At 24.8% G+C, this 12,404-nt stretch carries 18 protein-coding genes; 5 read left to right on the top strand and 13 right to left on the bottom strand.

What is annotated here, in order from left to right:
- The 4 genes from ACPKM0_RS11990 to ACPKM0_RS11975 form a co-directional block, all read right to left on the bottom strand.
- On the bottom strand, positions 1–469 hold a 469-nt coding region (locus ACPKM0_RS11990; protein WP_472476254.1), incomplete at its 3' end, for a PIN domain-containing protein.
- The gene (locus ACPKM0_RS11985; protein ID WP_472476252.1) at positions 447–581 is read right to left on the bottom strand and encodes a hypothetical protein; all 135 of its coding nucleotides are present in this window, start codon (positions 579–581) and stop codon (positions 447–449) included. The genes ACPKM0_RS11990 and ACPKM0_RS11985, both read right to left, overlap by 23 nt.
- Complete coding sequence (locus tag ACPKM0_RS11980; RefSeq protein ID WP_472476251.1) at positions 578–1,477, bottom strand: ImmA/IrrE family metallo-endopeptidase; 900 nt, start codon at positions 1,475–1,477, stop codon at positions 578–580. The genes ACPKM0_RS11985 and ACPKM0_RS11980 overlap by 4 nt, the downstream gene beginning before the upstream one ends.
- The gene (locus ACPKM0_RS11975; RefSeq protein ID WP_472476249.1) at positions 1,467–1,820 is read right to left on the bottom strand and encodes a helix-turn-helix transcriptional regulator; all 354 of its coding nucleotides are present in this window, start codon (positions 1,818–1,820) and stop codon (positions 1,467–1,469) included. The genes ACPKM0_RS11980 and ACPKM0_RS11975 overlap by 11 nt, the downstream gene beginning before the upstream one ends.
- A 505-nt stretch (positions 1,821–2,325) precedes the next feature.
- Here ACPKM0_RS11975 and ACPKM0_RS11970 point away from each other — a divergent pair.
- Positions 2,326–3,660, top strand: coding sequence for an AAA family ATPase (locus tag ACPKM0_RS11970; RefSeq protein ID WP_472476247.1), 1,335 nt, complete (start codon positions 2,326–2,328; stop codon positions 3,658–3,660).
- A 66-nt stretch (positions 3,661–3,726) separates the two neighbouring features.
- Here the strand turns inward: ACPKM0_RS11970 and ACPKM0_RS11965 are convergent, their stop codons facing one another.
- The 5 genes from ACPKM0_RS11965 to ACPKM0_RS11945 form a co-directional block, all read right to left on the bottom strand.
- Positions 3,727–4,065: a hypothetical protein gene (locus ACPKM0_RS11965; protein WP_472476245.1), complete on the bottom strand. Its 339-nt coding sequence runs from the start codon at positions 4,063–4,065 to the stop codon at positions 3,727–3,729.
- Between the two features lie 219 nt (positions 4,066–4,284).
- Positions 4,285–4,452: a hypothetical protein gene (locus tag ACPKM0_RS11960; RefSeq protein ID WP_472476243.1), complete on the bottom strand. Its 168-nt coding sequence runs from the start codon at positions 4,450–4,452 to the stop codon at positions 4,285–4,287.
- A 581-nt stretch (positions 4,453–5,033) separates the two neighbouring features.
- Positions 5,034–5,573, bottom strand: coding sequence for a PIN domain-containing protein (locus ACPKM0_RS11955; protein WP_472476241.1), 540 nt, complete (start codon positions 5,571–5,573; stop codon positions 5,034–5,036).
- Positions 5,566–6,318 (bottom strand): ImmA/IrrE family metallo-endopeptidase, encoded by a 753-nt coding sequence (locus tag ACPKM0_RS11950; RefSeq protein ID WP_472476239.1) that lies wholly within the window; start codon positions 6,316–6,318, stop codon positions 5,566–5,568. The genes ACPKM0_RS11955 and ACPKM0_RS11950 overlap by 8 nt, the downstream gene beginning before the upstream one ends.
- Complete coding sequence (locus tag ACPKM0_RS11945; protein WP_472476237.1) at positions 6,318–6,656, bottom strand: helix-turn-helix domain-containing protein; 339 nt, start codon at positions 6,654–6,656, stop codon at positions 6,318–6,320. Before ACPKM0_RS11945 ends, ACPKM0_RS11950 begins: the two co-directional genes overlap by 1 nt.
- A 441-nt stretch (positions 6,657–7,097) precedes the next feature.
- Here ACPKM0_RS11945 and ACPKM0_RS11940 point away from each other — a divergent pair, with 441 nt between their 5' ends.
- The 4 genes from ACPKM0_RS11940 (at position 7,098) to ACPKM0_RS11925 (ending at position 9,594) form a co-directional block, all read left to right on the top strand.
- Positions 7,098–7,247, top strand: coding sequence for a nucleotidyl transferase AbiEii/AbiGii toxin family protein (locus tag ACPKM0_RS11940; RefSeq protein ID WP_472476235.1), 150 nt, complete (start codon positions 7,098–7,100; stop codon positions 7,245–7,247).
- Between the two features lie 136 nt (positions 7,248–7,383).
- Entirely contained in the window at positions 7,384–7,680 is a 297-nt protein-coding gene (locus ACPKM0_RS11935) for a nucleotidyl transferase AbiEii/AbiGii toxin family protein (RefSeq protein WP_472476256.1), read from the top strand.
- Between the two features lie 409 nt (positions 7,681–8,089).
- The gene (locus tag ACPKM0_RS11930; protein ID WP_472476233.1) at positions 8,090–9,394 is read left to right on the top strand and encodes an AAA family ATPase; all 1,305 of its coding nucleotides are present in this window, start codon (positions 8,090–8,092) and stop codon (positions 9,392–9,394) included.
- Positions 9,391–9,594, top strand: a complete 204-nt coding sequence (locus ACPKM0_RS11925) for a hypothetical protein (RefSeq protein WP_472476231.1) — start codon at positions 9,391–9,393, stop codon at positions 9,592–9,594. The genes ACPKM0_RS11930 and ACPKM0_RS11925 overlap by 4 nt, the downstream gene beginning before the upstream one ends.
- Before the next feature lie 65 nt (positions 9,595–9,659).
- On the opposite strand, the gene ACPKM0_RS11920 is transcribed toward ACPKM0_RS11925, so the two are convergent.
- From ACPKM0_RS11920 to ACPKM0_RS11905, 4 genes are all read right to left on the bottom strand, one after another.
- Positions 9,660–10,472 (bottom strand): sugar phosphate isomerase/epimerase family protein, encoded by an 813-nt coding sequence (locus ACPKM0_RS11920; RefSeq protein ID WP_472476230.1) that lies wholly within the window; start codon positions 10,470–10,472, stop codon positions 9,660–9,662.
- Positions 10,473–10,487: 15 nt separating this feature from the next.
- Positions 10,488–10,847: a substrate-binding domain-containing protein gene (locus ACPKM0_RS11915; RefSeq protein ID WP_472476228.1), complete on the bottom strand. Its 360-nt coding sequence runs from the start codon at positions 10,845–10,847 to the stop codon at positions 10,488–10,490.
- A gap of 295 nt (positions 10,848–11,142) precedes the next feature.
- Positions 11,143–11,790 carry a hypothetical protein gene (locus ACPKM0_RS11910; protein ID WP_472476226.1) on the bottom strand — a complete coding sequence of 216 codons (648 nt, stop codon included), beginning with the start codon at positions 11,788–11,790 and terminating at the stop codon, positions 11,143–11,145.
- A gap of 11 nt (positions 11,791–11,801) precedes the next feature.
- Positions 11,802–12,404, bottom strand: a 603-nt coding sequence (locus ACPKM0_RS11905; RefSeq protein ID WP_472476224.1) for a hypothetical protein, incomplete at its 5' end; no start/stop codon positions are given.

The following is a 12,404-nucleotide window of genomic DNA, read 5'->3' as shown; positions in this document are numbered from 1 at the left end:
ATTTATTATAAGTATCAGCTGTAGTATTTTTTCTGCAGCGTCTTTTGAACATTGAACGTCTGATTTTTCTCGTATTCTTTGCTACATCTTCATCAAGTGTTTTTTCAGCAATAATAAGCAATTTTTCAAGCCCTATTACTTCTACTGAATTAAAAGTTTTTATTTCTTTACATGCTACAGTTGCATCTCCATCATTTGTTGAAAAATAGGGGATATTATATAATTTTGCATAAGCTATAGAATGAATCTCGCCTGCGTTTTTCCTTCGAGAAAAAGATCTCATTAATTCATGATTCTCGAGCTCATTTAAATAACTGTCATATTGTATATTTTGTTTTGGAGTTGTTAAAATTTCAGCTTTGTTGATTTTGATTTTTTCATCAATATATAATTTTGAATTTTTATCTAATTCTTTATTATATACATATTCATGAATTAAGATTTTTTCAAAGTACTGAAAAACAAGCATCTAATAATGCTGTTTTAATATTAGTAAAACTATAATTCTTTTCTTCAATATCAACCATAAAGATACAAGCATCAAAGATTATTCTTTTTGATTTGCTTGGTAAGAAATTCACGATTGCCTTCTTAATTGTTTAAAAAGTTCGTCTTCTTCTGAATCTATATCCTCATTATTTTCTTGTATATCTTTTTGTTCTATAATGCTGTTAATGAAGTTTTCACTTAAATCAATATCTTTTGCCATTTCTACAAAATCAGATTCAGTTATATTCCCATCTATAAATAGTTTTTGTAATAGCTTTACATTATCATTTAAAATGTAGTTGTTTTTATTGCTTAAAAGTTCTACGAATGGATCGATTTCTTTTAAATAATTATTAATAATATTTTCATTTTTCTTAAAAAAGTTAGAATCTACTTCAGTTTCATAAAGCTTTTCATCTTGAATTCTAAAATGACATAAATCAAATGGAATACAATATCTAGAGGATAATTCAATAATTAAATATAAATAGTTAGTTTTATCCAATTTCTCATTTTTTATTTTAATATTATCTATTGAGTTGTTAATGGCTTCAGTAGGTAATAATAGTTCTGCAGCAAATCTATTTGCCTTTATTTCTCTCAAGTTTGTTGAGTGGAAATCACAATTAATCCCATCAATGCCTTTTGGAATATCTTTTTTAAAATGATAATATTCATGAGCAAGTGCAAAAATCTGATGAATAAGAGGCCTGTTTTTATTTATCAATATCCAAGTGTTTTTACTATTAGGATATTTATATATCATAGCATCTATGTTTTTAGCACTTTTATTGAAATCATAATGAATTATTTTTAAATTGTCTTTTGAATTCATTAGAGAAAATATATCTCTACCTATTGGAGCTACACCATAAGGGGCTCTTTCAGCTTTTGCTAGTATTTTTACAGAAGTTTTATCTTGTTCATTTAATTTAGAATCGTCAAATTCATAATTTGGGGTCATATTTAATAAAAAATTAGTTTTCATAAAATCTCTTTTTTAATATCAATAAATATTCTTGAGTTGCAATATTTCTGCATAGTTTCTCAATATCATTAGTTGTTACACCATATGAATTGCCTTTTAGAAAAGCAAAAGGTATTATTTTTTCTTCTTCTTTCCAATACCTGTTTTTATCATATCTAGACATTTCACAAAATTTATTAAAAATAACATTACTTGGATATATTTTACCTGATTCTATTTTAGAAACAATAGTATGGCTCGATAATCCAAGTTGTTGAGCAAATTGTTTTTGAGTTAAATTATTAGTTTTTCTATAATTCTTGAAATCGGAATTAAATAACGCTTTATCAAACCTTTCGTTCATTTTCTTCTCCAAAATTATCCATGGATAATTGTGACTATAATATAACATTAGCTGGTATTATTATCAAATTTTGTGACTGAATATAATAAAAAATGAAGAAGAATTATTTATTTTTCATGCAAAATTAGGATAAAACTAAGTAGGACTATATTAAAAAAGATAAAACAATAATTTTTACTAAAAGTCTAAAAAAAATATTTTTAGTAAAAAGTAAAAATGATATGCTCCCATTAAAGTTGACTCTTAGACGTTAACTTCATCTCCTTTAGTTCAACTAGAGGCGTGTCTATAAAAAAAGTCTCAAACCGTTAGTAATAAGCATCATGCTATAACAAAGTGCTTAACAAATGAAGCAACTAAAGCTAATTTGTCACGTAGGGGTGGGGGGATAAATTATTTTACTTAAATGTGAAAAAATCACATTAAAGTATTAACAATTAATTAATATATAGTAAATTTTGTTGACTAATGTGAAAAACTGCGTAATTATACATATGGAGGATATATGTTAATTAGATTAAATATAGGTAATTTTCTATCATTTAATGAAATTCAAGAGTTTTCAATGATTGCTGGAAAAGTAAGAAAAAACAATGATAGAGTTTATGAGGGGCAAAATATAAAATTAATTAAATTTGCTTCGATTTTTGGTGCAAATGCTTCAGGAAAATCAAATTTAGTTAAAGTCTTCAGATTTGCAAGACAATTGATTGTACATAAATTCCCAGATAATTTTGTTAATTCCTATTGTAAGATAAATAAAGAGAATAAAGAAAAGATAAGTTATTTTGATTTTGAAATTAAAATTGATAATAAATATTATTCATATGGATTTGAAATAGTATTAAATACTCAACAAGTTAAATCTGAATGGTTGTATGAAATATCGAAAACAAAAGACAAGGTTATTTTTGAAAGACAAGTAGAAAAGGGTGAATATATTGTTGATAAATATTTTATGAATTCTGATATAAACAAAAAGCTTGATATTTATGCTAATGATGTAAGAGAAAAGGATTCAGTACTTTTTTTAAAAGTATTAAATAGAGATAAAGATTCTTTCTATATAGATCATCCACAAGCTAAAGTTTTTAATAAAGTATATCAATGGTTTAGAAATAGTCTAGATGTAACATATCCTAATCAACCATTACATGATTTTTCATTTTTGCTGAGAAATGATGATTTAATAAAATTAGGAAATTATTTAAAAGTCTTTAAAACTGGTATAAGTAAGATTTCTAGAAAAGAGGTTTTGATAAATCAAATAAAAATGGAATTAGAACCAAGTTTAATAAAAAGAATTGAAAAACAATTAAATGATGATATTAATAATGATAAACAAGATAGAGGTCATGGCATCTTTTTGAGAGCACAAAATAAAGGTTATTATTTTTTCACAAAAGATAATGATATATCAAAATATGAGAAAATAGAATTTTATCATGATAATACAGATATTCCTTTTGAACTATTTGAAGAATCGGATGGAACAATTAGATTAATTGACCTGATCTCTATCTTATTAAATAAAGTAGAAAACAGGACATTTATTGTCGATGAGTTAGATAGATGTTTACATCCTCAATTAACAAGAAGGTTTATTTCAGAATTTTTGAATATAGCTAGAGAGAAGAATAATCAATTAATAGTTACATCTCATGAATCTCGTTTACTGAATTTTGATTTGTTAAGGAAAGATGAAATTTGGTTCACTGATAAAAATGAAATAGGGGAGACAAGAATTTATTCTTTAGATGAATTTAATGAACGCTTTGATAAAAAAATAGATACTGCTTATTTAGAAGGTAGATATGGAGCTGTACCAATATTTGAATAGATATTAACTTTTTGAATATTTATTATAATGACTTATTGAGTTGTAAAAAAACTTTTTCTAAAAATTCTATTTGTATATCAATTTGACCAATATATTTAAATTGTTTTTTTTCCCTATTTTGATAAAATCAAAAGAATTATAGAAATCTAATAATTTTGTTATACAGTCAACTAATATAAATCTTCCTCCAATTTGTTTTTGAATTTCTGTAATTTTATCTATAGCTATATGTAAAATTTCTTGACCTGATATATCATCTGTAGAAAAATTCTCATTTCTTCCTAATTGACCAATCAGATAACCAGGAATTTCATTTGTACTAGATCCACCAACTCCTCTTAATTTTCTTATTAAATTATTAGAAAGTTTATCTTTGTTATCAATTATTAAATTTTTTATTGCCAAACTAAAAAATGCTAATATTTCATTATTTTCATTTATAATTAAATAAGTTACAGCGTTATGTTGTTTTTCAAAAAAGTATAGAATTCTTTTGTAAGAAGTTTTGAATATCAGTATTTTTTCCAAGAAAAAGATTGTAAATAATCATTTAAATTATTTTGTAATTCTTCAGTATCAGCCTCATTAATTAAATCAAAAAGATTTACTATTGTATATTGCATACTATTTATTTAAAATTTCTCTTATAGTTTTTTTACTTGCTGTTTTTTTTTCTATTTTCATTGAAGGCATATTTTGAGTAGGTGAAGATTTTTCAAATGCTTTATTTAAATTTTTCAAACCATAATTTGCCGTTATTTTATATGTATTTGTAAATGATTGTGTTGCCATCTCTAATCCTTTCTCTCTATATTATCTTAATAATGTATTAATTTTTATGCAATGTTAATAATTTTAATATAATAAAAAATATATTATTAGATAAAGTAATAAGAGAAGTTAGAAAAGATGAATATCGAAGAATAATGAAAGAAGGGGATAGTGAAGCTGAAACTTCTCTAGAAAGAAGTAGATATATTCTAACTTCATCAAAAACCACTCTTAAAAGAAAAGATAAAGAAGCAGAATAATCAAAAATAATATCAAAAGGAAGCACACTATTTCATAAAGAAGAAGTAGTTAGAAAATCACACAATGTTTGTGATTGATCCGAAAAAAATATGAATAAAAGATTAATATAGATTTAGAAATGCATATAGTAAATAATCAATAGAAGAGTAAACACCAAAAATAGTATGTACTCAATATGAAAGTGAAGATTAGATTACAATGTTGAAAGTTAATACAATTTTAGATCCTCTAATAAGTGAAATTATGTTCAATATCTATCAGATTAGATGATACAAATATGAAAGAATATTTAATGTATTAGAATAACTTACATAATTTGGTTTGTGTTTTTTATATCATATTTAAATAGATTCAGACTTATTTAAAAATTCTTCAAAAGAATTTGAACCTAATTTTCTACGGTAATGCAACATGTTTTGCCAAATTATTTCGCATTGCTTTTTTGTTAAAATACGAGAATTTAGAGCTTCTTTTAAAATATCACCTGTTGTGATATTGATTAAATTATATTCTCTTATATATTGTGAAATATCTTTTAAATTATTACTAGCAATAATGCCCTCATTGTTTTTTGCTAGAGCTATGCATGCTGCCTCACCTTTACCAATAATAGGATATCCTTTATTAGGCGATTTAGTTAATTTTTCAAATATTGTATATTCTTCACTTGGGATCGTTATTTGTATAATTGAAGCGTGTTTATAAGTAATTAATTTATCTAATCTTTTTCTTAAATGATTAACTCCTGGATAAGATAACTCATTATAAACATCTTGAGGTATTGCAATCCTTCCAGGATATAATGAGCTTAGAATGCTTTGTTTATCAACCCATAAGAAAGCAGATAATCCATCTGTGTCGAAGAATAAAGGGTTAGTCATATAATTCTTCTTCACTAAATTCTTCACCAAAAACTAAATCAGATCTAAAAGCAGTTAATAAAAGTTCTTCATATTTACCATCAGATATTATCTCATTATTTAATAGTTCATTTGCTTTATTTATATAATAACCATAAGTTCCGTATTGCTTATCTGAGGGTGTAGCTCTATATAGGGAATCATCATATCCTAAAATTATTGCAGATTGAATTACATTTGTTTTATATTTTTCTGACTCTTCATAAGTTATTAGATTTTCTTCTCTAAGTCTATGTAACATTGCTTGTCTGCTAACTTTATAATATTGTTCTAAGAAAATTATATCATTTAATTTTATTTTAGTAGAATTATTAATTGTCATATCTTTTATTTTTTCAGATAAAGAGATAGGTGGAATTAATAAGTAGGAGGCGAAACTATCTGCTTTTTCTTCAATGCTCGAACCAGCTCCGATTGATTTTGAACAAGTTGGGATGTTGTTATTTTTATCAAAATATAGGTGATATAATTCATGAGCCATTGAAAAACGTTGGCGTCCAATAGACATAGATGAATTAATTGCAATAATAGGATAATCAGTATTGTGGATGCAAAGCCCACTTAATCTTTCTCCCATTGGATAAAAAACCAAAGTTAAATCTTTTATTGATTGAATAACTGATAAAATATCAATTGGTCCATTTTGTTCAATACCAAACTTCTTTCTTAAACTAGCTGCTTGTGTACTTAATTCCAATTTGTTCATTAGTGATAGTCCTTTGAAATATTGTTCATAAATTTTAAATTTAAAGCTATCTTGTTTATTAAACTTAAAGTATCGAAATCTTGAATTGTTATTTCTTTAGTTCTAAATGAAAATGCTAATGGAGCTTCATTGAAATCATCTGAAAAAAAAGTTTCACACGGAATACCGAATAAACATGAAATGCTATCAAGTAAATCTGTAGTAACCTGCCTTTCATTTTTTTCAATTCTTGAAATTAGGCTTTGATCAATTTTTAAAAAAGCTGCTAAATCTTTTTGCGATATATTACTTTTCTCTCTGATAAATTTTATATTTTTTCCTATATTATTATAATTCATTTATTTCTATTCCTCCACCTGAAATTATTTTATATATACTTTGTCATATTGTCAAATTATTATTTATTAATATTATGACAATTTAAATATTTTTTATAATATATATTAATCATTGTTAATATATAGAATATAAATTAACCTTTAAATGTTCTTTTTAGCATTAAATTTTGTCATATATTAAAATAGTAATTGTAATATTTTATGTAAAATGTGGTTAACTTTTGGTATATGATTCTCTTTGTTTGTAATATATTTACATTGAGTGCAATAAAAATATCAAAAAAGATAAATTGGTATGATAGTGTTGTATATGATATTCTAAACATCCCCCAAAAAAAATAAATTTTCAGTTGAAAAAACAGTCCAATCTTAAAATAAACTTCAATATTTAAATATTAATATTGGAGGAAAATTAGGAGTGATATCAATGATGGAATAACGGTGTCCAAGTGTAGTGGATTATGCAATAAAGAAAACTTTATTTTTAAAGGTGGTTTTATATTATCTAAGGTTGTAGAAATAAATGCAAGACGTACTGTGGATATTGACCTTTATATAAAGATGGTAAATTTTCTGATGAGAAAATCTTAGAAATATTAAATGATTCTTTAAGTAAAAAATCATATGATGGGATTTTATATGAAATTAATAGTATTGAAGATATTAGAGAAGATAATCCATATGGAGAGTTTAGTGCAAAAATTCTTTGTAAATTAGATAATATTCAATAAGTTGTACATTTGATATTGTTACAGGAGATATTATTACACCTAATCCTGTTGATTATGATTTTATTTGTATTTTTGGTGATAATAAAATTGAAGTTGATGCTTACCCTATTGAGACAATGATTGCTGAGAAACTTCAAACAATTTATAAAAGAAGTTTTACAAATGGTCGTAACAAAGATTATTATGATTTACATATTTTATATAGATTTAAATTTAATGAAATAAATTTTCTCAATCTGAAAAAAATATATGTGAAAGGACTTTTAATTATCGAAAAACAGAGTTTGATTTAGTTAACATTAAACAATTACTAGAAAAATTAATAATTGATGAAACTTTTTTAAATCGTTGGAAAATTTATGCAAAGAAAAATCCATATGTTGGAGAAATAAGTTTTGAAGAAGTAATTGATGATTCATTAAGTATAGTAGACAAGATTTCTCTTGTCCAGAAATAGAATATTTATTTTTTCAATTAAAATTAGTTATCATTTGAATTATTTAATGCACCCCCTTTCTTTTGATTAATTAGAATGTTATTAGAAGACTAAAGGTAAGCTGACATTTAAATATCTGAAAAGAAAGTATAGAAAAACCTAATAAAAACTACTTTAGTAAAGAAAATAAAATCTTGACAATTGTAATATTTGTATTTATATTTAAATTATAAGTAAAATTAATACGCAAAATAGGAATAAAAAGAATGATACAAGAGTTTTATGTTGAAAACTATAAATCAATTAAAGAAAAACAAGGTATAAGTTTCGTACCTAATAAAAAGATGAATAATGGCTATGAGGATTATTTACTAATAGATGTTTCTGAAAAAGTACAACTTTTAAAACTTGGTGTTTTATATGGTTCTAATGCTTCAGGAAAATCTAATCTTCTTTCTGCTATGGAATTTTTACGAACATTGGTGATTAAAGCACCTAATACAAAAGATGAAGGAACAAATTTTAATCCTTTTTTATTAGATTTCGATTCTAGGACTAAATCTGGAATATTTTCTTTAATTTTTTATATAGATGCAATTAAATATGAATACTTAGTTGAGTTAAATAAAAAATCAATTTTAAATGAAACACTTTATTATACTCCTGAAGTTAGAAAGGCAAAATTATTTTCAAGAGTTTTTGATGAAATAAATCAAGTTTCAAAGATCAGTTTTGGAGTAAAATGTGGTTTTAAGGCAAAAGATAAAATAATAATAGAAGGAAACACACTAGAAAATTGTACGGTATTAGCAGCTTATCGGAAAACTAATGTTAATTCAGCACAGTTAGATAAAGTAAGTGAATATTTTAATAATCATATTTTACCTATAGTAACACCAATGGTACTATTGAGAGATTGGAGTTTTGATCGTTTAAAACAGAATAATGGACAAAAAGATTTTTATATTAATTTACTTTCAAAAGCTGATTTTCAAATATCAGATATTGAAATAAAAGAAGAGTCCATGGAAGTAACTGAAGATATGATTAATGAAATACAGAATCAAGGGTTTCCTCCTCAGTTAATAGAAGAATTAAAATCAAAAAAAACAATCGAAAGAAATGAATTGTTTTTTTCTCATACAACTTCTAAAGGTGAATTTAGTCTTTCAAGTGAAAAAGAGTCTCAAGGGACTATAAGATACTTTGGGTTAGGTGGAATCTTAAATGAGATGATTTCTTCATCAAAGTTTGTTTTTATAGATGAAATTGAAACTTCTCTTCATCCTGAATTAGTTTCTTTCTTTATTCAACAGTTTCTTATGAATTCAGATAATACGCAATTATTTGTTACAACACATAATCAATTTTTAATGGAACAAGATTATATGCGCAATGATATGCTTTGGTTTTGTGAAAAAAATGGAGATGGTATTTCTAAGTATTATAGTGTTCAAGATTTTAAATTACACAAAAATATTTCAGTAATTAACTACTATCGTGCAGGAAAACTTGGGGCACTCCCAAATTTAGGAAGTCCTTTTTATAGAAAAGGATTGCAAGAAAAATGAAAATGCAGCCAAAATTTTCAATAGCTATAGTTGGTGAAGGTCTCCCTGAATGGATGTATTTTGACCATATAAGAGTAACAAGGAGATATTCGTTTTCACTAAAACCTGATTTACCGAAGCACTCTGACTATCTAAGAGTATTTAAAAAAGGAAAAGATTTAGTAAAAAAAAACTTACGATTTGGTTTTCTGTGTTATTGATATTAATATCTGTTGTATAAATTCAAAAAATACCAATATTAATTAATGACAGCATTATTAATAGTTTAAATCAATTTAAATTTATGAAGAAAGTCATGTGATTTGCATAAAGCTTTATATACTTCATTAATATCGTTAACTCCATCAGGGGTAAATTCTATTTCGATGCTTAAAGGGGAATTGTTATTATTTTTTTCTAATATTGTAAATATTTTTTCGAAGTTAATATAACCATCTCCAAGAGGTGGAAAGTTCCATTCATTTATCTCACCTGCTTTATCTTTAATATGCAAATAAGAGACATTATCAATACAAGAGATGATATCCTTTTCTGGTAATTTATTACCATAAAATAATACATTAGCTGTATCATAATTTATTTTAATTAAATCACTATTTACTTCATTAACAACTTTATTAATACTTTTTCCATCAGCAAAGTTGCTTCCATGAGTTTCTAAGACAAGCATTAGATTGTATTTTTTAAGATAAGGAATAAGAGAATTCAAATTATCAATAAGTTCATTTTGTTTTATGTCATTTTTATTATCAATATGAGCTTCTCCTATAGAGCTTACGATATAATCACAGTTAAAGAATGCAGCTAATTCCATATTTAGTATAAAATCATCAGCTCTCTCTTTATCTAATAAAGATGTATGTCCTCTTAGTGAAAAAGGGATAAGATCCAAATTCTCAATTGCTCTCCTTATATAACATAAATATCTAAACATTTGATCTGGAAAGACATGTTCAATCCAACCTTTTGTTGCAGTTAATTCAATATATTTGAATCCTGCTTTTTTAATTAGAGGTAGGGCTTCTTCAATAGGAAAGCCATGAAAAGTATTAGTATTTACAGCTATAATTCTATTCATATATTTTACTCCATTTTAAAAAGATTTATTTAACCAATTAGCACTAGATGCTCTAATAATAATTTCAGTTTCTAATTTCATAGATTTAATAGGACTAGCATCTTTATTAATATGTTGAATAAGCATAAAACAACTATAAATACCAAGTTGGTATTTAGGTTGATTCACAGTTGTAATAGTTAAACTAGTCATATAGGTTAAGGGTATGTTATCGAAACCGACAACAGCTATATCTCTTGGAATTAGTAGATTTGTTTGTTTGATTGCTTTAATTGCTGCAATAGCGTAAATATCGCTAACAGCAAAAATAGCATCAGGTCTATTACTCGAATTTAATAATTGATGACAAGTTGCAAGAGCTATATCATAATTCAATTCTAAGATTTAACAAATAAAGTTTATACTATTAGATACAAAAAAACTATTAGGTGCTATGGTAACACTATGAAAAGAGTGAAAAAATAAAAATATATTTGTCTAAATGATTATAATGTGGCCTAAAAAAATGGAATAATAGTGTCTAAGTGTAATGGATTATGTACTTAAATATAAAACTATTATATCACTTTATAAGAAAAGTCCTTTCTTGTTGCAAGAAAAAGAATTAAAAACTATTATTAATTTGAATCTCTAAAAAAGATACCATTTTTATTAGACTATATAAACATTTTTATAATTTATAGAGAACAAAGATACTTATATTAAGCAAGTTTCCACCAAATTCAAAATCTTTATTTCTATAAAAAGTTAGATTATTATTTACTAAACTTAAATTATAATTATATCTAACATGGTAACAATCTAAACATATAAAAGTATTAGAATCAATTTGAGATATTAATCCAATACCTATAACATAACCTAGATTAATAGTTTCCCATAATGTATCAGTAATTTTAACTTTTGTTAAATTAAGATTAACACCAGCTGATAAAGTAAGGGTGAACTCATCATAAATAGACTTTGAGAATTTGATCCCAAAGGATGATTCAAAAGCAGGTAAGTTATCAAACAGTTTTATCTCTTTATGACTAACATTATCGAAATCTTCAAAATTAACAATATAATAATAAAAGGGTAATACTAAGTGAAATGAGGAAAACGTTGTAATATTATTTATATACTTAATTGATTTTTCACAATTTAAAGATAAGTAAATATCCTTACTGTCAAAAAAATAATCATCTATACTGATTGAATGTTCACTGTAGCCAATACCAAATCCTAAAAGTTGATCAGTATCAGTGTATTTATCACTTGCTGCAAAAACATTTGAAGAAAGAGCTACTACTATTAAAAGAAAAATAATTTTTTTCATAAAACATTACCCTAAATTCTTATTTTAAAACTCATATATGCTACAGAACTAGTAGCAATAAAAGTATCTGATGGATCTATATTATCATTAAACTCATTGATGAAATAAAAGTCAGTAATATATATTGGGATAAAATCAATAGATGCATTATATCCTACATTTATTGACATTCCATTATCTAGTGTGTAATTAATACCACAACCTAAAAAGAAACCAGTATTGAAAAACATCCATAATAATTCATCACATTCTATTATAATGTTATTTGTATGAAGACCATATACTCCAAAGAATCTAGTCTTTTGATTTAAGATAAAGTATTTCTTTATACCAAAAAAACATTCAACCATATATCTATTATTAAAAACATCATTTAAGTCTTCATCTTCCATATTTTTTCTTACGAGAAAACTATCAGAATCTAGTGTAAGAAGTGATGCTGTAATATCAGTAACTAAAGATAAGCTATTATCTTTAGTAAGATTACCTTCTAAAGAGATATATGCATTAGGTCCTTTTAAATTAAGATTTTTTGAAAAGATATGAAGATTACTATTAGTATATCCACCTCCAATATCTACATTGTGGGTAAAATCATTTATTGATAAAGCGTA

Origin of the sequence: Pleomorphochaeta sp. (assembly GCF_050031695.1) — a bacterium.
Taxonomy (GTDB): domain Bacteria; phylum Spirochaetota; class Spirochaetia; order Sphaerochaetales; family Sphaerochaetaceae; genus Pleomorphochaeta.
The sequence above is the reverse complement of the archived record's forward strand: the minus strand, read 5'-3'. Positions and strand labels throughout refer to the sequence as shown.

Coding starts and splice junctions, on each gene's coding strand:
- ACPKM0_RS11980 (WP_472476251.1), bottom strand. CDS start 1,477: ATGAAAACTAATTTTTTATTAAATATGACCCCAAATTATGAATTTGAC.
- ACPKM0_RS11975 (WP_472476249.1), bottom strand. CDS start 1,820: ATGAACGAAAGGTTTGATAAAGCGTTATTTAATTCCGATTTCAAGAAT.
- ACPKM0_RS11970 (WP_472476247.1), top strand. CDS start 2,326: ATGTTAATTAGATTAAATATAGGTAATTTTCTATCATTTAATGAAATT.
- ACPKM0_RS11960 (WP_472476243.1), bottom strand. CDS start 4,452: ATGGCAACACAATCATTTACAAATACATATAAAATAACGGCAAATTAT.
- ACPKM0_RS11955 (WP_472476241.1), bottom strand. CDS start 5,573: ATGACTAACCCTTTATTCTTCGACACAGATGGATTATCTGCTTTCTTA.
- ACPKM0_RS11950 (WP_472476239.1), bottom strand. CDS start 6,318: ATGAACAAATTGGAATTAAGTACACAAGCAGCTAGTTTAAGAAAGAAG.
- ACPKM0_RS11945 (WP_472476237.1), bottom strand. CDS start 6,656: ATGAATTATAATAATATAGGAAAAAATATAAAATTTATCAGAGAGAAA.
- ACPKM0_RS11930 (WP_472476233.1), top strand. CDS start 8,090: ATGATACAAGAGTTTTATGTTGAAAACTATAAATCAATTAAAGAAAAA.
- ACPKM0_RS11925 (WP_472476231.1), top strand. CDS start 9,391: ATGAAAATGCAGCCAAAATTTTCAATAGCTATAGTTGGTGAAGGTCTC.
- ACPKM0_RS11920 (WP_472476230.1), bottom strand. CDS start 10,472: ATGAATAGAATTATAGCTGTAAATACTAATACTTTTCATGGCTTTCCT.
- ACPKM0_RS11910 (WP_472476226.1), bottom strand. CDS start 11,790: ATGAAAAAAATTATTTTTCTTTTAATAGTAGTAGCTCTTTCTTCAAAT.